This window comes from Streptococcus mitis (assembly GCF_026782895.1).
GTDB lineage: Bacteria > Bacillota > Bacilli > Lactobacillales > Streptococcaceae > Streptococcus > Streptococcus mitis_CB.
In genome coordinates, this window is record NZ_JAKUXJ010000004.1 from 411,491 (window position 1) to 435,356 (window position 23,866).

Below are 23,866 nucleotides of genomic sequence, written 5' to 3' on the forward strand. Positions count from 1 at the left end.
AAACTCTACAAATTCCTTTCACATTTTTCTAAAGCTGTTTTTAGAAAATATCCGTTACGAAGTTTCTCTCCTACTATTTTACTATTTTTAATCAGCTTTTGAAAATCTTCTTCATCAATCGAGTTTAAACAATCTGCAATTTCAAATAATGAATCAACAAGTATTCCACAATGGTTTTTTCGTACAAAATCCGCTAAAGCAGATTGACTCCATACGATGATTGGAAAACCTGATGCTAAATATAAAGAGGCTTTATGTGGGTTATTCATCTTTAAATATTCTCCATACATTCCACTACAAGTATGGGGGCTATCTCCATCCCAGACTAAGCCTAAACCACCATGTAAGTGATTAGAAAGTTCATCAGGAGAAAAGGCACCTTGATAATGAACGTTGTGAGGAAGATTCTCCTCTTCAAAGTTAATGCCATAAATAGAAAAATCTGGTTTTTCAGGTAATTGTCGAGCATATTTTGTTTTTCGAATATCGAAATTTCCAGCTAACAAAATAGTTTCTTTTTCATAAGCTTTCTTCTCTTTATAATTGGGAATTAAATAATCAAATATCTCTAATGAAACGATTTTCTCCTTTGATATTCCTAATCGCACAAGTTCGGCTTTCATCTTTTCATTATGAGCGATAATACCATCGACTTTTTCAAGAACGGTTTTATTTTGTAAAAAATGGATAATAGAATATTTGAAATCTGTAAATGACTTGATTGTTTTGTTTCTCAGGGACTCAATATCATGAATCAGCAAATAAGCTTTGAATGTTCTTTTTTTTAAAAATCTCGTAAAAATTTGTTTTTTTAAGGTATGCCATAATAATGGAAATTGAAGAACTAACACATCATTTTTTGTCAAAGTGATGGGATTTGAATTATTATTTAGGGAAAAAGGTTGATATCCTGCTTCTAGCATTATTTTTTCAGCATCTAATCTTGCTTTAGATCCTGCATGTTTGGCTTCTGCGTAAAATTCTTTTAAGTAATAATTCATACTACTTCAATCCTCTCCAAAATCTTTTTACAATATATTTTTCAAATCTCCATTGAATGGCTCCAACAACTCTTGAAATGAAGACAATCTTTTGAGGGAATAAGCGATAGGCTCTCATTAAAAATGAGCTACTTGAACTTCTAGCGTAACGATTCAGGTACTCGTCATATTTTTCTTGATAGGGATTTCCCTCAAATATACGGTAGTCGACAACGTGCATCAAAACTAAATGGAATAAGCGACGTTGTACGTATGGGAGTGAGTCAGCATTTCCATCATATAGTTGCTCCACTTTATCACAAATCGCAAACAAATCCAAATTTTTCAAACTAAATTCGCGATTCATAATACTACCACGTCGTACACGATAATAATATCCTGTATAATCAATTTTCACCATTTTATGTATCTGTTTTAATATTCCCATTCCGCCATACACATCTTCATAAAATAGACCTTCTAAAAATGGAAAATTGACAATCGCTTGTCTTCGAAAAAGTTTAGCAACTGCATTCAAACGGACAATATTATCTTTACATAAAGAGACTAAAGCTTCTTGGGCATTCCCTTGAAAAATAATTTTGACATTCTCGGGAGAAGGGATTTCTATTTCTTTTTTATCATTTGTATACCAACATTCTACGATGTCCACTTCTTCTGTAGTCATGTGCTTTAATAATTGCTCCAACATATCGTCTTTAATGACATCATCACTATCAACAAAAGTGATAAATTCGCCTTTAGATTCAGTCATACCACGATTACGCGCACCACTTAATCCTTTATTTTCTTGATTGATTAAATGAAAACGAGAATCTTGTTGACAATAGCGCTCACAAATTTCTTTTGAGCCATCTCTTGAACCATCATTGACTAGGATCACTTCTATATCGGTATAAGTTTGATGTTGAATACTATTTAAACATTCTTCCAGATACTCTTCAACATTATAAACAGGTACAATGACACTAATCATAAATAGGCTCCTATTAAATTCTCCATTTTTTTCGAATGTCTAAATATCTTAAATACAGAGGATAATATAAACTAAAAAAATATTTTGATGAATAACTATACCATCTTAATAGTTTACTAGAATTGAAAATATCTGATGATTTCTTAGCTATTTTGGCATATTTATTAATCTCATCAATATACAACTGATAATATGGATGTCCAACTCTTATGTTATACTTTTTAAAATGTCCAATACCGACTAAAAATAACATATTCCCTACATAAGGTAACCAATTATCTTCTCTAAATTCCTCTAATAATTTTTTGCCAACTTTAAAAATATCAAGATTCTTTTCTGAATAGTTCTGATTCATCGTACTAGAAGTATGATATCGATAATAATAACCAATATAGTTAATTTTTCTCATTTTATGAATATATTTTAAAGAGACGATTCCAGTATAAAAATCTTCATAAATTAAATTTTCTAAAAACGGAACTTTCTCCACTATTTCACGACGATAGAGTTTTGCGACTGGACTCCAACTTACTCCATGATGAAAACATTGGTATAACGCTTCATCTGAATCAAATTCTTTAACATGAATATCTTTTTTTTCTTCATTCAAACATTGAATAGCCTCAGTTCTATCACATTCTACAATATCAATCCCATTAGACATATACTTCATAAGTTGTTCTAACATACCAAGACTTACAACATCATCACTATCAACAAACATGATGTATTCGCCAATAGATTCTTTCACACCATGATTTCTGGCTACACTTTGACCTTGATTTTTTTGATTGATCAATCGGAAACGCTTATCCATTTGGCAATAACGCTCACAAATCGCGTGTGAGCCATCTGTAGAACCATCATTGACTAAAATGACTTCTATATCTTGATAGGTTTGCTTTCGAATACTTTCTAGACATTCTTCCAGATATTCTTCCACGTTATAAACTGGAACGATTATACTAATCATTTTTGTTCATAAGCTCCTTCATTTGTCTTTTGTGAGTCAACTTTCTAAATTTACTCCATCCTTTATACAGAAACTGATACACTGGATGAGTAATCGTTAAAAAATATTTTGGCGCTATGAAATACATTCTTAGTAAACGGTATTTTCGAACAACTTCTTGAGATTGCTTCGCAATAAAAGCAGACTCCTTTATAAAATTCTCATACAAACTAACACAAGGACTCTTCTTCGTAATGCCATCTCTGTAATAATGACTAACCCCTAGATAAAACATAAAGTATCCAATATACGGTAATAAATATGCATCATCTTGGAAGGATGCTATTAATTGATTTCCAACTTTAAAAATATCTAAATTTTTCTCATTAAAAGAAGTTGTCATAGTACTATTCGGACTAAATCGGTAATAATACCCAGTTAAATCAACAACTACCATTTTTCGAATATTTTTTAAAAAATTAATTCCTGTATAAACATCCTCGTAAATAACACCTTCTAAAAATGGAACTTTTTCAATAATTTCTCTTCTATATAATTTTGCACATGGGGAATAATTCACTTCTTTAAGTGCTATACATTTAATAATGGCTGCCGTTGAATTACCTTCGAAAATAACTCGAATCGGTTTATTTTTATGCAATTCTTCTTGATTGCGAACAAGACTACATTCTACTAAATCCACATCCGCCTTCATATAGGATAGTAATACGTCTAGTATATTTGCTTTAATGACATCATCACTATCGACAAACATGATATATTCACCAAGGGATTCTTTTACGCCATGATTTCTGGCTACACTTTGACCTTGATTTTTTTGATTGATCAATCGGAAACGCTTATCTGTTTGGCAAAAATACTCACAAATAGCTTGGGAGCCATCTGTTGAACCATCATTGACTAAAATGACTTCTATATCTTGATAGGTTTGCTTTCGAATACTTTCTAGACATTCTTCCAGATATTCTTCCACGTTATAAACTGGAACGATTAAGCTAATCATAAAACAGCTTCCTTCTCATTCATTTTTATTCATCTGAATTTACTTTCTAATTCCATTTTTTAGTTTCCACAAAAAATGATAAACAGGGAAAATGATCGAATTATAATATTTTGGACAAATATTATAGAGGCGAATCATACGCGAACTTTTTGCAAGCTCAGGATTTTTCTTGGTGATAGTTACATAGTCGGCTAATTTCTGATTATAGACATCTGCATATGGATTTCCTTTTTGGATATAGTCTTGATAATGCATGGTTGCTACATGAACTAGGAAGCTGCCAATGTAAGGAAGAAGTTCTTCCCTATCAGAATACAAGTCTATTAATTGGTCACTGACTGTAAAGATATCTAAATTTTTAGGAGTAAAGGTTCGATGCATGATACTAGCTTGATGTTGTCGATAATAATAACCTTTATAATCAATCTTAATGATTTTTCGAATATATTTTAACATTCCAATTCCACAATAAACATCTTCAAAAATCACCCCATCTATATAAGGAACAGCTTCAACAATTGATCTTCTATAAAGTTTTGTAACTGCATTAACATTTAAAACATGTTTAGGGAAAATTTTTACTGCTTCTTGAGAGTTCCCTTCGAATAGAATACTTGGTTCTTTAAAACTTTTAGCAAGAAATTCCTCGTTAGATACGGTAAACTGACTTTCCACAATATCTACGTCTTCACGCATATAGTGCATTAAGGTTTCTAAATAGTTCGCTAGAATCATGTCATCACTATCCACAAATACAATAAACTCTCCTCTTGAAGCTGCTACACCAGTATTTCGTGCAGCGCTCAATCCTTGATTTTCTTGATTCAACAAGTGAAAGCGACGATTCTCTTTACAATAACGTTCACAAATAGCTTTTGATCCATCTGTTGAACCATCATTGACTAAAAGGACTTCAAAGTCTGTGTAGGTTTGGTTTTGAATGCTGTCTAAACATTCTTCCAGATAAGTTTCTACATTATAAACAGGTACGATTACACTAATCATTCTTTATCCTAACCTTATTTCCTTAATCCAATTTCATCCAAAAGTGTCTTTGTAAAATCTTTTTGAATGGCATTTACCTTGTTATTGACTTTTTTTCGTTCGTCAATATAAGGATCTTCAGATTTCATGACATTCTCTAGAAAGTCTAATAAGTCATGCGAATCACGAATGACACTTCCCACCATTAAACTCTTCACATCTTCAAACACAAAGCCTCTTTTTTCCTTGTATTCCTCATAATCATTAATGGTAAATGCAACTGGCCTATTTAATAAATAATAATCTAAAAATACTGAAGAATAATCTGTAATCAATGCACTGGTTGTTCCTAAAAAGGTATATAAAGTCCCATATTGCTCACTAATGATATCTTCTGTCAATAGATGAATCGTCGAAGCATTCATTTCAAATTTCAACTGAGATTCCTCAAGAGGATGGAGTTTAATATAAAGTTGATAGCCATAGTTTGAGAGTAGTTCTTCAATGTTTTTAAAATCCTCTTCTTCTAATGAAAAAATCAATGCTGCTTGGCTATCATGATAGTTTTTAGAATTACGGTAGGTTGGCATCCAGATAATTTTCTTCTCTTCTTTCTCTTTAAAGAGTTCATCATTTCGAATATTACCAACAAGAAGCATCTGCTCGTCTTTAGCATTAAAGGCTGCTTTCATAATTGGAGTAAATAAATCTGAAGAAGAGACTAATTTTGTAAAGAAATTATAGTCAATCTTTTCCATGCCAACTTCAAGATTGCCAATTTTTTTCAAGGGCATTCCATGCCACAAGTTGACAACCATCTGCTTTGAAGCAGGCTTTACAGGATACTTGCCAAAAGAATAGAAAAAATATTTAGATGTTAAAAAATAAAAGAAACCTCGATAAATTGAAACATACTTTATATCATTCTCTTTTTCTAAATGATAAAAATCATTTGAAGCACAAACGATCTCATATGTTTTGTGATAGCCATTGTCCACTAAATAGTGATAGAGTGTTCTAAGATTATCTCTAAATCCCCAGTTAGAATACAGAACAATTCTATTCCTTTTCTTGGGAATAATTTTATTTATCTTATAAGTAAAATCGCTTACTTTAAAAAGTAAGGGTTTTAAATAGTTAATCATTCTCTTTTTAAACCTTGCTTATAAATTTCTTTTAAATTTTGAACATTTTCTTCAATATCAAACTGCTTTAGGTGTTCATTCAGCTGTCGTTGCTTATCCTTGAAAGGAGCCTTTTGTATATAGTTTACCCATTTATCCTTATCTAGAGGCATGGCTGTACAAAGTTCATCAACAATCTGAGTTGTTGGATCAATTGTTTCATTCATGATAATATTGACTCCAGAACATTGAGCTTCTACCAGCACGATTGGGAAACCTTCATACAAAGAAGGAAAGGCAAAAATATCAAAGGCTGAATAAAATTTATGAACATCTTCTCTTTTTCCTGTAAAGATGATATTCTTCACTTCCTTACTTTTCTCTTCTAAAATTGAACGATCTGGTCCTTCACCAACAAAGAAAAAAGTAACATCAGGCAATTCTTTAGCAATTTCAATCAAAAAACTCTGGTTTTTGAAGGGATTTAAGATACCAATCATCCCAACTACTTTTTGATGTTCAGCTATATGAAACTCTTTGCGAATTTCTTCTCGGAAAGTTGGAGAAAACCGATACTTGTTGATGTCAATTGCATTTGGAAGGATTTGAAAGGATTTCTTTCCAAATATCTTCAGTCCAGCTAATTGGCCACAAGAAATTCGATGGGTCGCATTTTTCAAAGCTAAAAAGACCAAAAATTGATTGCGAATACTTTTTAACCAAGTGTCTGAAAATTGGCTACTATGGTTGTGGTAAATCCTAACTGGAACACCATTTTTTCGAGCATAGTAATTATGTATAAAAGCAGTTATAGGAGTATGGACATGGAGAATGTCAATTTTATTACTTTTATAAAATTGACGACACTCTCTCGCATAGGCAAATAATTTAGAAATCTTTAGGGCAGGAAATACAATGCGTTTGATTTCTTTTTCATCTAGGTATTGATTAAATGGGAAATGAGCCTCTCCATTTGACTCTCCAACCATATATTCAAACTCTTGATCATTATTTGGGATATGATTTTTGATAAAACTTTGTACCCCACTCATGGTATTCCTTACACCACCTGTTACATGTATGACCTGATATTTCATCCTAGTTTCCTTGATTCAAATCATTCTTTATCTTAGAAGTTGAAATTTCTTTTGTTCGTGATAGGTAAACAACCTCTATCCCCATATCACTTAAATAATCAAATTTTCCCTGCCAATCATCTCCAATGACAAACACATCAGCATGATACTTTTCTATGTCTGAGATTTTTTGATCCCAATTTTCTTCTGGTATGACGAGATCCACATATCTGATAGCCTCTAATAAAGATTTTCTTTTTTCGTAATCAAAATAACATTCTTTATTCTTTTCTAGTCTATTAAATTCATTGGTAGAAAGCCCGACAATGAGATAATCTCCCAAAGCTTTTGCCCTTTTTAAAAGATTAATATGACCGTAATGCAATAAATCAAATGTTCCGTATGTAATGACTCTCTTCATATCTTCCTAACCACCTCTACATCTTCTCTCATTTTTTTCTTATAGACCCATTTCCTAACTGAATTCGGAAGAATTCGAACCGCGTTACGCAGGAAAATATTTCTAAGAAATTCTGCTAGACTAATGTCTCTTCTACGATAAAAATCTAATTGGAGCATAAAGTCCGTCTTTACATACAAGAAACCACCTCTACGTAGGTAGCTAGAATCATTTGTTTGCATAACAACTAAAGGTTCTTGGATATTCAAAAAATCTTTGGTTGGATTATCGTGTAACAATCTCATTGTGAGGTCATAATCCTCTAGATAGCGGAATTCACGATAATTACCAGCCTTCAAGATATACTCTTTTTTCATCATACTAGAAGGATTATTAAAGGGATTTCTCATTTTCGAATATTGACGAATTTCGGCTGTAGTTTCTGGTACTTTCTTTAAGGCGGTAAACTCTGTATTTTTCTCTAGGATATTGGAACCAACCATGATGAGGTCGGGATTTTTTTCAAAGGCTGCTAATTGCTTCTCAAACCTTGTTTCTAGAGAATAATCATCACTGTCCATTCTTGCAATGAATTCTGTTTGGCATTGATTAACTCCAAAGAGAGAGGCTGGTCCTGAGCCTAAGTTTTCAGGTAAATGAAAAACCTTTAAAATCGGAATTTCTCTCTGCAACTTTTGGATTTCTATTTCTAACTCTTCAGTCAATTCGCCATCACAAACTAAAATGATTTCTGTCGGTTTAAGGGTCTGCTGATAAGAACTTAGTAAACTTTTCCTTAAATTTGTAGGAGTCTCTTTTTTATAGACTGTCGTTAGAACTGAAAATTTCATTTTATAACTCCTAAACCTAATTTCCAAATAACCAATCTACAATAACCGAACGGTAGGGAACGACATGGTACCAGTCAGTTTTAAAGTAAACAATAACTAGAAAGATTGAAGCATAAACTAATATTACCAAATAAAATAAAATCCACTGAACTTTTTTTTCACCTATTTTAGATAAAATCATGGGGATATATAGGCAAATAAAGGGGGTAAAGTAGTGTGCGAATCTACTAAAAAGACTTGTTTGCAAAGTTGACGCAGTAAATAAGAAGGAGATAAAGAATAGACTTCTTATATATTCTTCTTCAGTAGATAATTTCTGTTTTCTAATCACTACTTCTCCAAAGACCAGAACGATACCATACCAAATTGTTAAAAATACAGGTGCCCATTTATTGCTTTCCAAAAACCATGATGATTCCAGATAGGAAGTATACTGAGGGAAGAAAGAAATAAAGATAGTGGCAATTTGTTTGATAAAAGGTAAGATGATTAGAAATGCAAGGAACACAAATTGGTATATTCTTTTATTTAAAACGATTTTTTTAAGGGGGAAAAACAAGAGGCAGACGATACCAGATGTATGAAATAAGGGAGTTAGTAAGATAAATACCCATGCTAAAATCTTCTTGTTTTTTACTACGTAGTGAAACCCTAAAAAACTTAAAGCGATCGCTAGACCTTGCCTGATATTTGATAAAGAATAAAAAAAGAGTCCTAACGAGCTGAAGTAAATCAGTAAACTCATGTAAACATTTTTAGAATGCTTATAAAGCACAAGAAACCAGGCAATTAAAGTTATAAAGGCATAGGAAAATAATAAAAATGGATAGTGCTCACTAAAGTTTCTTAGGAAAATATTACTTACTAAATAACCAAGTTCAAATCGAGAACGAAATAGATTTGATAAATCCGGAAGTTGTAAATGATTCGATTCAAAAATATGGATATAAGTTCCTAAGTCTCCACCTACACTAGAAGTACGAAAACCCGCAATGATTAAAAAAAAGAAAAAAGTCGGAAGAACAAGGAAACCTAACTCTTTTACTTTATCCTCATATTTTAATGAGAAAAAGGCAAGGAAAGAGATATAGACGAACATTAAAAGATAGATTGTCATTTTTTCTCTCCTGCCTTTCAAATAGTTAGTTTAATAATAGTAATAATAGGTATCTTTATGTGAATCAATTTTATTCATTATCACACCAAGTAGTCTAGCTCCAACATGGTCTAATCTTCTTTTTGCTTCTATTATTTGTCGTCGTTTTGATTTTTTGATATCTACTACCAGAAGGGTAGCATCCGAAATACTGGCTAAAACTTGGGCATCAGTTGCTGCTAGCAAGGGAGGTGTATCGATAATGACATAGTCATAAAAATCCTCAAATGCTTTAAGTGTTTCATCCATAGAAGAACTAGCTAACATCTCAGAAGGATTAGGCGGAACAGGTCCTGAAGTCAGTACATCTAAATTCACATCATTTATCGTCAAATGATTAATAGAATCTACTCCTGACTTCTTTAATAGAAAGGTACTGAGTCCTTCAGTGTTATTTAGCTCGGTTAATTTATGTTGAGTTGGTTTACGCATATCCGCGTCTATGATAATCACTCTTTTCCCCTGTTGGGCCAAAGAAGCGGCAAGATTGATACTGACTTCACTCTTGCCTTCATTGGGGTTGGCACTTGTAACGACAATGATTTTAATATTTTTTCCAAATTCTGAGAACTGAAGATTACTCCTTAAAGTTCTAAAGGACTCAGCTACGATGGATTTACTGTTATGAATAACTTCGATATGCATGTCACTCACCTCTTCTCTTTCTCTCTATAGTCGGAATCATCCCGAGAACAGGTGTTCCCACTAACTCTTCCAAGTCTTCGTAAGAATCAATCGAATCACTCAGTACATATTTGATGAAAATAACATTAAATCCTACAAAAGAAAATACTAGAATAGATACAAGAAGATTCTTCCATAGAACGGGATAAACTGGAGAATCACTTCCCAGTGCTTCTGTAACAACTGACAAGTTGTCGCGCCCTAATCTATCTGCTGTAAATTTCTTGTACTGAGACACATACTCTTTAATATAACGTTCAGCTAAATTTCGATCTAGTCCTCTCACTGTTATTGTGACCAACTGAGAACCTGAGTCATTTGTTAATTTAACAGACTTGATTTTTGAAATTTCATCTGGTGATAAGCTTAATGCTTTATTGGTCTCATCTTTTACAGGGGGAAGATCTGCTATCTCTAAATAAGTCTTAGCTTGTCTTTGAAAGAGGTTTATAGCTTCAATCGTTTGCGCATCATTATTTTGCCCATTTGTTTGACTTGAAGTGTTCTTCATTATGAGCTTAGAGGATACACTGTATATAGGAGAAATGATAAAAACAGTATATAGACCAACTGCTGTCGTCCCTACTATAGTAAATAGAAGTAAAAATAGTAGTTTGCTTTTTATCAAAGAAAAAACTCTATTAATATTTTTATTAAAAATAGTCATATTATTGTTTGTTTCCTTTTATTTATTTTTTCTTTCTTAGAACTACCTAGATCCGTTCCCGGTAACCATCACTTTAATTGTTTTTAATAGTATAAGAAAATCTAACTTGATACTTTCGTGATTGATATAGAATAGATCGTAGACTAATTTATCTTTAGGAGTTAATTCATAACCACCATTTACTTGAGCCCATCCTGTGATTCCTGGGCGGACAGCTAAACGTTCATTAAAATTAGGGATATCTTTCAAAAATTCATTGATAAACTCTGGTCGTTCTGGTCGTGGCCCAATAATGGACATCTCACCTTTAATTACATTAATGATTTGTGGTAATTCATCAATTCGTGTTTTACGAATAAAACGTCCAACTTTTGTAATGCGTGTATCATTTTTGCTCGCCCATTTATGACCATTCTTTTCAGCATCTTGATACATGGATCGGAGTTTATAAATTGAAAAACTTTGTCCATTTAAACCAATTCGTTCTTGTATATAAATAGGATTACCACTTGATTCGATTACAATAAAGATACATGCTATTAAACAAATCGGGATAATTAATAGTAATGAGGGTATAGAAATTAGAAGACCTATAATTCTCTTAATTCTCCTATACATAAGCATCATTCTCCTAGAAAAAACTAAGGCGCACACATATATATGCGTGCGCCACTCACTACGTTGATGCATATATATATATATATATAGTCCTGAGTATAAAAAGCTAGAACTAATAAAAATATGTATATTTACCAAGAATTAAATCATACAGTTCAATATAACATAAAAAAATAAGATTTTCAAGCTTACGTGATTAAAATACAGGAAATATACCTAAATTAAATGTTGCTAAATATTTTTGTTCGATATAATCAACTGAGGATTTACTAAAAATAATTCTTCTGCTCTTTCCTTTCCATACTGATGACTAATTGCGTCAAATGCTTGCTTCATATATGGTGGTCTTGAGCTTAGATTATGCATATCGCTAGCCACACAGTGAACTAGATTATAGGATAGAAAATACTGAGCTCTTTTTTTGAGTAAGCGATACTTATCCCCAAACATTTTAGGCTTAAGAACACTTGAACTATTTATTTGAGTATAACATCCCATATCTATCAGCTCTTTAACTCTTTTTTCATTTTTTTCTAGTTCAGCATAGCGTTCAATATGGGCAATGACAGGTCTAATACCTAACAATAAAACTTTATTTACTGCATTGCGGATTTCCCAATAGGGGGTGGTCGGGCTGAATTCAATCAAAGCATATTGTGTATCGTTCAGAGTAGGAATCTGCTTGCTTTCCAATTTGTCAAGAGCATCTTGGGTGAAGTATATTTCAGCTCCATATAAAAGAGTTAAGTCAGGCAGTTCTTTCTTAGCAAGTGCTTGAACCTCTTTAAAGTTGGTCATAATTGTATCTTCTGGAGTTTCAAACATATTTTTACGACGATGTGAAGTGGATACAATTGTACGAACTCCCTGTGAAAAAGCTTCTTTCAGAAGAGCTAGGCTTTCTTCAATTGTGCTTGGTCCATCATCTACACCAAAAACAATGTGAGAGTGGATATCAATCATGTAATATTTCCTTATATAATAGAGTTTTAGTTACTGTAATAAATAATTCCTGCATTTATATATAAGTATTTAGAATAACCTATAAATATTGGTTTATACAGTTTGTTTTCCTGATGTTATTATACTACGAAACATTAAAATAAGCTACTTATAATTAAGTCTCTCATAATATTTTAAAAGTTATCCAGTATAATAAAGCATATATAAATAAGCGTGTTTTGTTTTCGAATAAATCTGTTGAGAATAATAATGACACTGACTATTAAAACTAACACCTACCATGGCATTTCCACGGCAGGTGTTAGTTATATCACTAATCGTTCTAAAAATGGTTTGATGCAGTTGAGAAGAATTCCATCTATCCAGCTTTCTTGTGCTGAGGATAGATGTTCTGTCTGAAGGCTTTCTTTTAAGAAGTCTCGGACTTGTTCTGGTGAGATTTCAAACTCAAAAGCTTTCATTTTATAGAAAAAGTTGATGAGATGATCTGACAGGTATTGGGTTGAAAAGGGAACTTCTCCACTTTTTCGATATTCTAATAAGAGTCGAGCAAATCGGGATTTTTCTTCAGGAAGGTCACGAAAATAGGAATTGAGGAGCCAAGTCTGCTTCTGTTTTCTTTCAACTGGATCCTGACTCGCAATTCGTTGGTCTTTTTCCAACTCTTTTTGGTATTGTTTGGCCTTGATAGCCCGTTCTGTTCGATTTTTACCAAAAAGTATTTTCTCCCACTTTCGTTCTTCTTGGGTCAGGGTCTCCGTAAAGCCAAAGTAATCTTGATAGGCACGCTCTGCTGGGCCCATGGCTAGGACCAGATTATCTGCATATTGCTTGGCGATTTTATCCCTCTTCTTGCGCTCTTTCTCTGCTTGGATACGGAGTTCTTGTTCGTAGTCGATTTTCTCCTTGCCTAGCTTGACAAGGTAGAGTTGGTCATCTGGTTTTCCTAGTAAAAAAGGTTTAATACATTTTTCTAGGACTTCCTCCATGCGAGCCTTTTTCTTTGGCTCAGCCTTGGTCCAACTTCCTCCTTGAAAGACTTCTAGAAATAGCTGGTAGTCTCTCTCAGGTGTGAATTGATTACCACGATTAGGCTTGAAAACACCTTTTTCCCAGAGCCACTTTAGAAGTCGCTCGTCAAAATCACTCTTATTGACCTTGATTTTTTCCTTTTTCTGGGCTTTTCTGGTTAGATTTTCAACCTTTCTGAGTAATTTTTCTTCCTCTTCTAGTTGCTGGTCAAGGGACAATCGATGAAAATGACGAACACAGTCGCTACCGATTGGAAAGAGGCGTTGGCCTGTGACACCGTTAAAGAGTTCGTAGGCGTATTTAATGGCATTGCCACAGACACAATTGCTACGGCCGATACCGTTAAAAATCAAGGAAACTTCATTCCATTCCTTGGTAGCTTGTTCCCAAGTATCGGCTTTTGAAGCCTGTAAAACCGCATCGTGCAGGGATTTTCTAACTGGAAGTGTCATGAGGTCTCCTTTCTAATACTCAATGAAAATCAAAGGGCAAACTAGGAAACTAGCCCCAGGTTGCTCAAAGCACTGCTTTGAGGTTGCGGATATAACTGCCGAAGTCAGCTCAAAACACTGCTTTGAGGTTGTAGATAAGACTGACAAAGTCAGTCACATATATACGGCAAGGTGAAGCTGACGTAGTTTGAGAGATTTTCGAAGAGTATAAATTATACTTTTACAACTTGAACCTCGTCTTTACCGAGTAAAATCAAGTATTTGTCAATATTTTCAATCGAATAGGCTCGAGATAAAGCCTCTCCGTATAGGGCTAATTGACCACGATAACGGTCTATGAGTTGACTTGGTTCATCATAGCGGTCTGTCTTATAGTCGAACAGAACAATTTTGTCTTCGTAAAGTAGATAGCCATCAAGGATACCACGGACAACAAAGTCTTCCTGACTCTTTTGGTCTCGTTTGAGCATGGAGAAAGGTTGCTCGCGATAAAGATGGTCGGTATTAGAGATAATTTCCTGACCGAGTGCTGTGTCAAAGAATGCAAGAATTTTAGCAAGATTGATCTTGTCTCTGACAGCTGGGCTGGTTTGAACTTGTTTAAGAGTTTCTGTCAGGCTAGCAAGGGTTGGTTGCTGGCTGAGGTCCATTCTCTGCATGAGTTCGTGGGTGGCACTACCAATCTCAGCTCCTGTTACCTTTTCTTTGGTTGAAAAATCTGGCAAATCAAAGCTGATTTTCTTTTCTACTGACTGACCTTGACCTGCAATCTCGACACCTTCCATATCCATAACTGGTTCGTAGAATTTCTTGATTTGACTTGGGGTTTGAACACTAGGAAGTTCAATGGCTGCGAGGTGAAGAGTATTATAAACTTCCACTTCTTTTAGCATTTCAAGAGTTTCTTTAATGGTTTCTGACTGACGATTGTCTACTTGGGAGCTATCTTGGAGAGGACTTTTGTTTTCCAACTCTCCGATAGCTTCTCTAGTCAGCTGATCTTCACCAACAAAACGATAGCTAAAGTTGAGATGATCCTTTGCAAACACTTTGCTGATAGCCCAAATCCAATCTTGGAAATTCTTGGCTTGAAGTCTAGTGTTGCTATTTAGTTTCCCATTTTTACCTGCTGGGTATTCCTTTGCTTCCATCTTTTCATGAGAACCTTTACCGATAAGATAGAGCTTTTTCTCAGCCCGTGTCATAGCAACATAAAGGAGACGCATCTGCTCTGAATAGCTTGCTAGCTGTAATTCCTCTTCGTTCTGTCTATAGGTCAGGCTAGGAATGGAGAGTTTGATAGTTTTAGGATAGTGATTTTCCACTGCTCCTGTCTCCATTTTGGCAATGTATTTGACACCAAGACCATTCTGACGGCTGAGAATGACTTCTGACATAGAATCTTGCTTGTTGAAATCTTGATCCATATTGAGGATAAAGACGTAAGGAAACTCCAGGCCTTTACTCTTGTGGATGGTCATGAGCTCTACTGCATCCTTAGGTGGTGCAACAGCCACGCTTGCAAGATCATGCTGGGCTTCCAAAACTTGGTTAATCATACCAATAAAACGTGATAAGCCCTTGAAATTGCTCTTTTCAAACTGGTCTGCTCTCAAAGCTAGGGCATAGAGATTGGCCTGTCTAGCAGGACCATTTGGCAAAGCCCCGACATAATCATAATAAAAACGGTCATTGTAAATCTTCCAAATCAGGTCATAGAGGGAGTGGGTTTTGGCATACAAGCGCCAAGAAGCCAAGATATCCATGAATTGGTTTAGTTTCTCAGCTAGAGCAGTGTGAATCAAGTTTTTCTGCCTGCTATCCAGTTTTTGTGCATTGACTAGTTTCTCATAGAGATTTTCCTGGACTTTATCCTCTGCTTTCTGAAGGGACAAACGTGCTAACTCATCCTCATCAAAACCAAACATTGGAGACTTCATAAGGGCAACCAAGGCGTAGTCTTGCAGGGGATTGTGAATGACACGAAGGGTGTCTAGCATGACTTGCACTTCTAGGGATTGGAGATAATTGTTCTGCTCTCCGTCAGTTTTGACAGGAATTCCATACTCAGACAGGGCGAGAAGAATCTGGTCATTACGACTGCGACTTGAGGTCAGAAGGGCAATTTCTTTAAAGGTAACACCTTGTTCCTTATGGAGTTTCAGAATCTCCTTGATGACTAAGCGCATTTCGCCTGTTAGTTTCGTTTCTGCCTGCCCCTCTTCTTCCTCATCTGTGTCGTCCTTGTCATAGAGGAGAAATTCTGCCTTGTTGTCTGGATTGGGAGTCAGTTTGGTATTGGCAAAGACAAGCTGGTGCATGTTATCATAGTTGATTTCGCCGACTTCTTGGTCCATAAGACGCTCAAAAACATCATTGGTTGCTGACAGCACTTCTGAACCGCTACGGAAATTTTCCTTGAGGAGAATGAGCTTGCCCTCTTTTGGATTTTGCACATAGCGTTGGAATTTCTCATTGAAAATCTGCGGGTCTGCCTGACGGAAACGATAGATAGATTGCTTGATATCTCCCACCATAAAGCGATTGTGGCTATTAGACAACAATTCCAGCATCCGTTCTTGAATGTGATTGGTATCCTGATACTCATCGACCATGACTTCGTGGAAACGTTCCTGATAAGCTTCACGAACTTGCGGGAATTTCTCTAAAATCTCAATGGTGTAATGGCTGATATCAGCGAATTCAAAGGCGTTTTCCTGGCGCTTACGTTGACGATAAGCTTCCACAAAATCACTCATGAAAGATTGGAAGGTTTTAGCTAGTTCCCAGGTATCTCCATGATAACGTTCTTGATAGTCGAGAATCGTTATCTGATCTGCTAGTTGTCCTAGTTTAGCAAACTGGGTCTTTCTCTCTTCGTTGTAGGCATCGGCCAGTGGCTTCAAATCAGCCTTACGACTGGCATTTGTCAGAGCTCGACCATTTTTCTCTTTCGAAATTGCGACAACACGCGCAAGAACCGCTTGATAATCCTGACTATCGGACTCCTGATTCAATGAGCCAATTTCATCCAGAATCAACTGAACATTTTCTAAATAAGCAGCCTTTGCAAATTCCTTGGAATCATTATCCAGATGATAACGGAAGAAACTTTCCAAGTCCCAAAGGGCTTGCTGGATTTGCTCAGTCAGTTTTTCTTTTTCACTGGTAAAATCAGCTTTCTCAAAGCCTTTGAGGAAAGATTCACTTAACCATTTCTGAGGATTGCTGGTGGATTGGAGGAAGTCATAGATTTTATAGACTTGCTGACGTAGCCCCCGTTCGTCCTTGCCACGCCCTGCAAAATTTTTCAGCAAATGACTAAAGGTCTCTTTCTGTTTTCCTTGGTAATGGGCTTCAAAGACCTCATGAAAGACTTCGTTTTTTAGAAGGAGTTGCTCGCTCTGGTTTTGTAAAATACGGAAATTAGGCGCAATATCAATCAGATAGCCATGTTTGCCAAGGAATTTTTGTGTGAAAGAGTCCATGGTTCCGATGGCTGCGTTGGGTAGGTCTGCCAACTGGCGGCCCAAGTGTTGTTTGAGCTCGACATCATCCGTTTCTTGGATTTGTTGGCTGATTTTTTTCTCTAAACGTTCCTTAAGCTCAGTCGCAGCCTTAACGGTAAAGGTTGAGATAAAGAGTTGAGAAATTTCGACACCACGCGCCAATTGGTCCAGAATACGCTCGGCCATGACAAAAGTCTTCCCAGAGCCAGCCGATGCTGAAACCAGGATATTCTGACCAGAAGTGTAGATGGCTTCGATTTGCTCGGCTGTTTTCTTTTGTGCCTTGCTCGAGTGCGCTTCTGCTTCTTGCAGTTTTTGAATTTCCTTCTCAGTTAAAAAGGGAATAGGCTTCATCGATTCAACTCCTCTCTTATTTTTTCAAACCAAGCTTGCTTGAGTTTTTCTCCGACCAGTCGTTTGCCATCAGCTAAGTCCAACTTTTCTAGGAAACGTGCTTGGCCTAAGTGGTAATTGGCTTCAAATCCTGTGATGGCTTGATGTTGCTGAACATACGGTGCAATACTTCTGCCATTTTCAGTATAAGGGTTAATGGCGAACTGACCTTCTAAAATCTTCTCAGCTGCTTTCTTGTAAAGATGGGCATTATAGTTAAGTAGGAGCTGGAATTCCTCATCTGTCAGCTGATTGGCCTTGTTTTTGTTGTAAAATTCGCCCAAATGACTGCTTTCTTTTTCTAAGAAGAGCCCTTGGTATTTCATTGACTTGCTGGCTTCTACTACTGCACCTGCCAGACTTTTAACGGCCATCAGAGATTGGACAGGCTCAGCCATTTCCAAGTACATAGCGCCGAAAAAGTTCTGCACCCCTTCTCTTTTTAAGGCAGCTAGATAGGTTGGCAGTTGGGAATTGAGGCCATTAAAGAAATGAGGAAACTGGAACTGAGTTAGACTAGACTTGTAGTCTACAACTCCAATTGCTCCATCAGCTTTTAAACGGTCAATCCGGTCAACCTTACCTCGTACAAAGACGCTGCGACCATTGTCCAATTGAATAAAGGCTTGATCTTTGCCGCCGAAGTTCGCTTCCTCTTTGATGATCTCGACGGCTGGATTATGGCGGAGAATATGTCCAGTCGTCCGTGCAACATCAAACAAAACTTCCTTGGTAAACTGGGCTTCCAAACTTTCCTGATAAATAGCCTCAAATTCCCGTTCTTGACTGGTTTCTTTAATAGCTTGTTCTAGACGTTTGTCAAAGGAATCTTCGTTAGGCAACTGCAAGGCACGTTCAAAAATGCGGTGCAGGAAATTCCCATGACTACGAGCATCCGGACGTAGGCGCAATTCCTCTTGCAAGCCTAAAACGTAGAGGAGGAAATAACTGTATTGGTTCCGATAAAACTCCGTCAAACCAGAGGTAGACAGGTAAAACTCCTGATCAGTAGGATAGAGAGCTTGTAAGGTATCCTTAGCCAACTGCTTACTGCTTGGACTGGTTGGGATAGCAGGATTTTCCAGACCTTGCTGGTCAAGTTTTTTACCCATGACACGTGACAGAACCTTGATAAAGGTCAAATCTTGCTCAGTCTCGCTCATCTCACCCTGCTGATGATAGGCAATCAGGCTAGACAAAAGGCTGTGATATGAGCCCATATCCTCCTTAGACAGCCCTTTGTGATTCAACCTCTTCTCTTTTCGACTAAATCCAAAATGGACCAACTCTTGAAGATAGGCAGATTCCTTACTTTCACTTTCGTTAAAGAGGCTTGGAGCCGACAAGATCAACTGTTTACGAGCAGAATTGACCAAGGAAAGCATAGTATAGCGATTTTTCTTGAGGTTTTCACTGCTGGCAATCAGTAATTGCGCCCCATCTTCTGTCGCTTGGTTTAGACTCTGTCTTTCTTCGTCTGTCAAAAGACTGGTGTTTTGCGCAATTTTTGGTAAATTGTCCTGAGTCAGCCCAATGGCATAGACAAAGTCAGCCGTCAGTGGTGCAATCAAATCGTAACTCTGCACCAGGACAGTGTCCACTGTTGCTGGAATGGTACGGTATTGGGACAAACTAATTCCAGAATGGAGCAAGGCTAGAAAGTCCTCTAGATTAACTTGCGAACCAGCAAAAACAGTCGCAAATTGTTCTAAAACATGACAGAAAGCCTTCCAAACTTCGGCCTGTCTTTCCTGCTCTACAGCTTCCATAGTGGCTGTCAAATCTTGTAACTGCTTAGTTACTGCTCCTTCTTTTAGAAAGGCATTCCACTTTTGCAAGAGATTTTCAGCCTTTTGTTTTCGACTGGCAAAGAGGGTTTCAAGAGGTGTTAAAATACGCAGACGAAGAGCATTTAAACGTTCCAGATTAAATTTTCCATGGTGGGATTTGGTAAAGGTTTTCTGAAAGCCTGGCAAGCCATTGATACCAAGATAGCGGAGATATTGCTCAAAAGCATCAATATCAGTTTGACTAAGGTCGGTATACAAACCTGTTCTGAGGAGATTAATCAAATCTTCCTGACGGAAACGATAGCGTTTCAAAGCTAAAATAGACTCGACAAACTGTGTTAAGGGATGATGAGCCATAGATTCGCTTCTACCAAGATAGAAAGGAATCTGATACTGGTCAAAAATCGTTTTTAGAGATAATTGATAAGAAGGCACATCACCTAAGAGAATACGGAAATGCTTGTAACTCAGGTCTGGATTGGCATGTAATTTCTGACGGATGCTACGGGCTACCAACTCCAACTCTTCTTTTTGCGTCAAACAAGACCAGATTTGTAAGTTTTCACGGTCTTTCTCATCGACATCCAAAGCGAGTTCTGAAAAGTCATAAGAAGACTCCAACAAACGAGAGGCCTTGTCAAAACTATCTATCTTCTCATGAGTTTTAGAACGGTCTTGAGCAGGCGTTTGGTATTTAGCAGCTAAATGATGGAGAAACTCCACGCTGGCTTGATAGAGATTGCCCTCGCTAAAGGGACTGGTATAAGCTTTCTTACTAGCATAAGCCCCAATAACAATCTCAACACCCTTGCTATGAAGTAGGTCCACAATTCGCTCTTCCTCACCAGAAAAACGAGTAAATCCATCAATAACCAAGGCGATTTGAGTAAAATCACTACTAACTTTGTTATTCTCAATAGCCTCAATCAAATGGGACAACTGACTTCCCTGAGCTAACTGCCCTTGGTTAAGATAGGCCGTTACTTTCTCAAAAATCAAGAGTAAGTCTTCTCGCTTGTCCTCATCCGTCAAACTCTCCAAGTTCAAAAAACTCATCTGAGATTTGGTCATCTCATGATAAAAATCAATCAACTGCTGGATAAATTGAGGATCCTGCTTGATAGCTCCATAAACACGTAAATCCTTAGGATCAAGTTCGGCAAGACATCTGTAAAAGACCATCCCAAGACCAATATCATCTAGACTGGTCTTGACAGGTAGGTCATTCAAAATCAGGTAACGAGCCATCTGCGCAAAGCGCGTGACGGTAATCGCAAAAGAAGCCTGCTGGGACAAGCATTCCAGCACGGCGCGTTCCTTTTCAAAAGAAAGAGAGTTGGGGGCGATGTAAAAGACCCGCTTGCCCACAGCAACTAGCTCTTCAGCCTCCCTGGTTAGAATTTCTGTCAAAGAAGTCCGAATATCTGTATAAAGTAATTTCATCTCAGCCTCGTTAGAATTTTTCATTACCTTTTATTATACCATGATTAGCCCGAAGATTCCTCCTCCTTTCCTCTAAAGTATGCTATAATAATACCAAAAGAAAAAGAAGGAAGTCTTATGATTAAACTACTAGCCTTGGATATGGACGGAACCCTCCTCAATGAAGCCAAGGAAATCCCACAAGCTCACATTACTGCTATTCACCAAGCTATTGAAAAAGGTGTCAAACTGGTTCTCTGTACAGGTCGCCCGCTTTTCGGTGTCCTCCCCTACTATCAAAAACTGGGGCTTGACCTCCAGAATGAGTATGTAATTGTTAACAACGGTTGCTCAACTCACCAGACAAGTGATTGGAGTCTGGTTGATTGGCAAGAACTCAGTCCAGCAGACATCGAGTACCTCTATGACCTAGCTGAAAAAAGTGATGTTCAGTTAACTCTTTTTGATGAGGAGCATTATTTTGTCCTCGGTGGCAAGCCTAATGAAATTGTTCAAAATGATGCCAAGCTAGTCTTTTCAGACCTGACTGAAATTTCCCTTGAGGAAGCTACCAGTGGTAAGTACCGTATGTTCCAAGGTATGTTTTTGGGTACAAAAGAGCAAACAGACGATTTTGAGGAGCGCTTTGCTGGGGAACTCTGTCAACGATTCAGTGGCGTTCGTTCGCAGCCTGTCATTTATGAAGCTATGCCACTTGGAACGACAAAGGCTACTGCTCTTTCACGACTGGCAGAGATTTTGAATATCGAGCCATCAGAAATTATGGCTATGGGCGATGCTAATAACGATATTGAAATGCTCCAGTTTGCAGGACTTGGCATTGCAATGGGAAATGCCAGCGATTATGTCAAATCCCTAGCTGATGCCGTTACAGCAAGCAACGAAGAAGACGGTGTTGCGCGTGCCATTGAGAAATATATTTTATAATTAAGAAGCCCAGTTCGTGTCAACTGGGTTTTGATATTTAAGAATTCTTAAAACTTTAGAAACTCTTTAGAAATACTTGAGTTTTCTTTGATTTCTATGCTTTATACTAAAGTTAACAAAATAAATCAAAAGGAGAGAATCATGAAAACAGTACTCGACATTCATGGATTGTCCAAAAACTTCGACAAACAAGCTATTCTTCAGGATCTTCATCTAACGATAAGAGAGGGAGATATTTATGGACTTATCGGAAAGAACGGAGCTGGGAAAACCACATTGATAAAAATCATTACGCAACTACTGTTTGCGGATAAAGGGACTGTTTCCCTCTTCTCTAGCCAATCGGAAAATGAGTGGACCAAGGCTCTATCTCGAGTAGGTTCTGTTATTGAATCACCTGTAGCTCATAATCACTTAACAGCCTATCAAAATCTGAAATATTACTGTATGATTCGCCATATTCCAAATGCTGATCAAGTCATTCGAGAAACCCTAGACTATGTAGGTTTAACAGATACAGGTAAGAAAGTCTTTCGTGATTTCTCGCTAGGAATGAAACAAAGACTTGGTATCGCCATTGCCCTTCTATCTAAACCAGACTTCCTGATATTAGATGAACCTATCAACGGTCTCGACCCAATCGGTATCAAAGAATTTCGCCTCATGATTCAACGGCTCAATCAAGAAAAAGGGATCACCATTCTCATCTCTAGCCATATCTTGTCAGAACTCTATCTCCTAGCTAATCGTTTTGGTATTTTAGATCAAGGCAAGATTATCCGTGAAATCAGCAAAGCTGAATTTGAAACACTAAGTGAGGATTATATTGTGCTTAAGACAGCCGACCAAGAGAAAGCTTGTCAAGTATTGAAAGAACAAATCCAGCTCCAGTTCAAGGTTGTTAATCCTGAAAACGAAATTCACATCTTTGGTCAGGAACAAGATGTCAAACAGATTCTCAAGGAATTAACCTTGGCAGATGTTGCCATTGACGAGATTTACTATGCCCGTCAAAACCTAGAAGAATACTTCACTCAATTGGTCCAATAGGAGGAAAATCATGATACATACCATTCAAGCAGACTTTTACCGTCTTTTCCGCTCCAAAGGATTCTGGATTACAGAATTCATTCTCTTTGTCCTCTTGCTACTGGGTGCCACTATCGGGGCTACTGGCCATCTGATGGCAATCCAGACAGAAGAACCAGAAATTCCAACCCATGGTTGGGACGGTATTCAAGCTCTTATCAATGCGTCTAGCAATGATTCAAACCTTGTTTTTCTCTGCATTATTCTAACATGTTTAGTTCTTGGGGTCGATCTAATCGGCAAGCTTTATAAAAATAGTTTGACAGTTGGCGTTTCTCGTACAGAATTTTTCTTCGCTAAATCCTTTGTACTAGCAAGCATCGCTCTCTTGCAACTCATCGCCAGCCTTGTGATTGCTTTTGTTCCCTCAACTCTACTAAACGGACTTGGTACGATACCTGATGGTTTTGTTACTAATCTCCTCTCAATGATTTTCCTTCAATTTCTCTGCCTTCTCGCTTGGCTTTCGATTATTTCCTTTATTCTCTACCTGACTCATTCTTATCTTGCCGTATTTATTGGTTATCTGATTAGCTCTATCATCCTTTCTATGCCAATGATCATTTTTCCAAATATCAAATATTTACCATATTTGTCCTTGCATTTTTCCTATGCTATGACTGCTAATAGTGAATCCATTTTCTATACCCTTATAGTTACCTTAGCTGTTATTGTAATCTTTAATCTAAGTGGACTGGCAGTTTTCAAAAAGAAAAGCCTATAAAAAATGACCTCCTCTAGCCTACAGAGGAGGT

General features: G+C 36.7%; 20 protein-coding genes. 3 read left to right on the forward strand and 17 right to left on the reverse strand.

All coding sequences use genetic code 11. The features are described from left to right. Positions 1-5: 5 nt before the first annotated feature. The 17 genes from MK480_RS06335 to rexB all read right to left on the reverse strand — a co-directional run bounded on the left by MK480_RS06335 (position 6) and on the right by rexB (position 21,095). The gene (locus MK480_RS06335) at positions 6-1,001 is read right to left on the reverse strand and encodes a glycosyltransferase (protein ID WP_261081603.1); all 996 of its coding nucleotides are present in this window, start codon (positions 999-1,001) and stop codon (positions 6-8) included. Position 1,002: 1 nt separating this feature from the next. Continuing rightward, positions 1,003-1,977 (reverse strand): glycosyltransferase family 2 protein, encoded by a 975-nt coding sequence (locus MK480_RS06340; protein WP_261081602.1) that lies wholly within the window; start codon positions 1,975-1,977, stop codon positions 1,003-1,005. A gap of 13 nt (positions 1,978-1,990) precedes the next feature. After that, entirely contained in the window at positions 1,991-2,950 is a 960-nt protein-coding gene (locus MK480_RS06345; RefSeq protein WP_268707369.1) for a glycosyltransferase family 2 protein, read from the reverse strand. Then, positions 2,943-3,953 carry a glycosyltransferase family 2 protein gene (locus tag MK480_RS06350; protein ID WP_084926357.1) on the reverse strand — a complete coding sequence of 337 codons (1,011 nt, stop codon included), beginning with the start codon at positions 3,951-3,953 and terminating at the stop codon, positions 2,943-2,945. The genes MK480_RS06345 and MK480_RS06350 overlap by 8 nt, the downstream gene beginning before the upstream one ends. Positions 3,954-3,992: 39 nt before the next feature. Beyond that, positions 3,993-4,958: a glycosyltransferase family 2 protein gene (locus MK480_RS06355; protein ID WP_060628360.1), complete on the reverse strand. Its 966-nt coding sequence runs from the start codon at positions 4,956-4,958 to the stop codon at positions 3,993-3,995. A 14-nt stretch (positions 4,959-4,972) separates the two neighbouring features. Further along, complete coding sequence (locus MK480_RS06360; RefSeq protein ID WP_261056983.1) at positions 4,973-6,082, reverse strand: CDP-glycerol glycerophosphotransferase family protein; 1,110 nt, start codon at positions 6,080-6,082, stop codon at positions 4,973-4,975. Next, on the reverse strand, positions 6,079-7,158 hold the full coding sequence (locus tag MK480_RS06365) for a glycosyltransferase (RefSeq protein ID WP_261056984.1): 1,080 nt from the start codon (positions 7,156-7,158) through the stop codon (positions 6,079-6,081). The genes MK480_RS06360 and MK480_RS06365 overlap by 4 nt, the downstream gene beginning before the upstream one ends. A gap of 1 nt (position 7,159) precedes the next feature. Continuing rightward, entirely contained in the window at positions 7,160-7,558 is a 399-nt protein-coding gene (gene tagD, locus MK480_RS06370) for a glycerol-3-phosphate cytidylyltransferase (protein ID WP_261056985.1), read from the reverse strand. Continuing rightward, the gene (locus MK480_RS06375; RefSeq protein WP_045611648.1) at positions 7,555-8,388 is read right to left on the reverse strand and encodes a glycosyltransferase; all 834 of its coding nucleotides are present in this window, start codon (positions 8,386-8,388) and stop codon (positions 7,555-7,557) included. The genes tagD and MK480_RS06375 overlap by 4 nt, the downstream gene beginning before the upstream one ends. 16 nt (positions 8,389-8,404) lie before the next feature. Continuing rightward, on the reverse strand, positions 8,405-9,505 hold the full coding sequence (locus MK480_RS06380; RefSeq protein ID WP_261081600.1) for an EpsG family protein: 1,101 nt from the start codon (positions 9,503-9,505) through the stop codon (positions 8,405-8,407). A 30-nt stretch (positions 9,506-9,535) separates the two neighbouring features. After that, on the reverse strand, positions 9,536-10,189 hold the full coding sequence (locus MK480_RS06385) for a CpsD/CapB family tyrosine-protein kinase (protein ID WP_045611653.1): 654 nt from the start codon (positions 10,187-10,189) through the stop codon (positions 9,536-9,538). Between the two features lies 1 nt (position 10,190). After that, positions 10,191-10,895, reverse strand: coding sequence for a YveK family protein (locus MK480_RS06390; RefSeq protein ID WP_045611656.1), 705 nt, complete (start codon positions 10,893-10,895; stop codon positions 10,191-10,193). A gap of 42 nt (positions 10,896-10,937) precedes the next feature. Continuing rightward, on the reverse strand, positions 10,938-11,513 hold the full coding sequence (locus MK480_RS06395) for a sugar transferase (protein ID WP_052691054.1): 576 nt from the start codon (positions 11,511-11,513) through the stop codon (positions 10,938-10,940). A 231-nt stretch (positions 11,514-11,744) separates the two neighbouring features. Further along, positions 11,745-12,476, reverse strand: a complete 732-nt coding sequence (gene cps4B / locus MK480_RS06400) for a capsular polysaccharide biosynthesis protein Cps4B (RefSeq protein ID WP_060628350.1) — start codon at positions 12,474-12,476, stop codon at positions 11,745-11,747. Between the two features lie 305 nt (positions 12,477-12,781). Beyond that, entirely contained in the window at positions 12,782-13,960 is a 1,179-nt protein-coding gene (locus tag MK480_RS06405; protein ID WP_268707370.1) for a hypothetical protein, read from the reverse strand. A 212-nt stretch (positions 13,961-14,172) separates the two neighbouring features. Further along, a complete protein-coding gene (gene addA / locus MK480_RS06410; RefSeq protein WP_268707371.1) occupies positions 14,173-17,823 on the reverse strand; it encodes a helicase-exonuclease AddAB subunit AddA in 3,651 nt (1,216 codons plus the stop codon). After that, on the reverse strand, positions 17,820-21,095 hold the full coding sequence (rexB, locus tag MK480_RS06415) for an ATP-dependent nuclease subunit B (protein ID WP_268707372.1): 3,276 nt from the start codon (positions 21,093-21,095) through the stop codon (positions 17,820-17,822). The genes addA and rexB overlap by 4 nt, the downstream gene beginning before the upstream one ends. 117 nt (positions 21,096-21,212) lie before the next feature. Here rexB and MK480_RS06420 point away from each other — a divergent pair, with 117 nt between their 5' ends. The 3 genes from MK480_RS06420 (at position 21,213) to MK480_RS06430 (ending at position 23,835) form a co-directional block, all read left to right on the forward strand. Further along, a complete protein-coding gene (locus MK480_RS06420; protein WP_084949852.1) occupies positions 21,213-22,022 on the forward strand; it encodes a Cof-type HAD-IIB family hydrolase in 810 nt (269 codons plus the stop codon). Positions 22,023-22,163: 141 nt separating this feature from the next. Next, a complete protein-coding gene (locus MK480_RS06425) occupies positions 22,164-23,072 on the forward strand; it encodes an ABC transporter ATP-binding protein (protein ID WP_203180248.1) in 909 nt (302 codons plus the stop codon). Between the two features lie 10 nt (positions 23,073-23,082). Then, positions 23,083-23,835, forward strand: coding sequence for an ABC-2 family transporter permease (locus tag MK480_RS06430; RefSeq protein WP_045611665.1), 753 nt, complete (start codon positions 23,083-23,085; stop codon positions 23,833-23,835). The last annotated feature ends 31 nt before the right edge of the window (positions 23,836-23,866 follow it).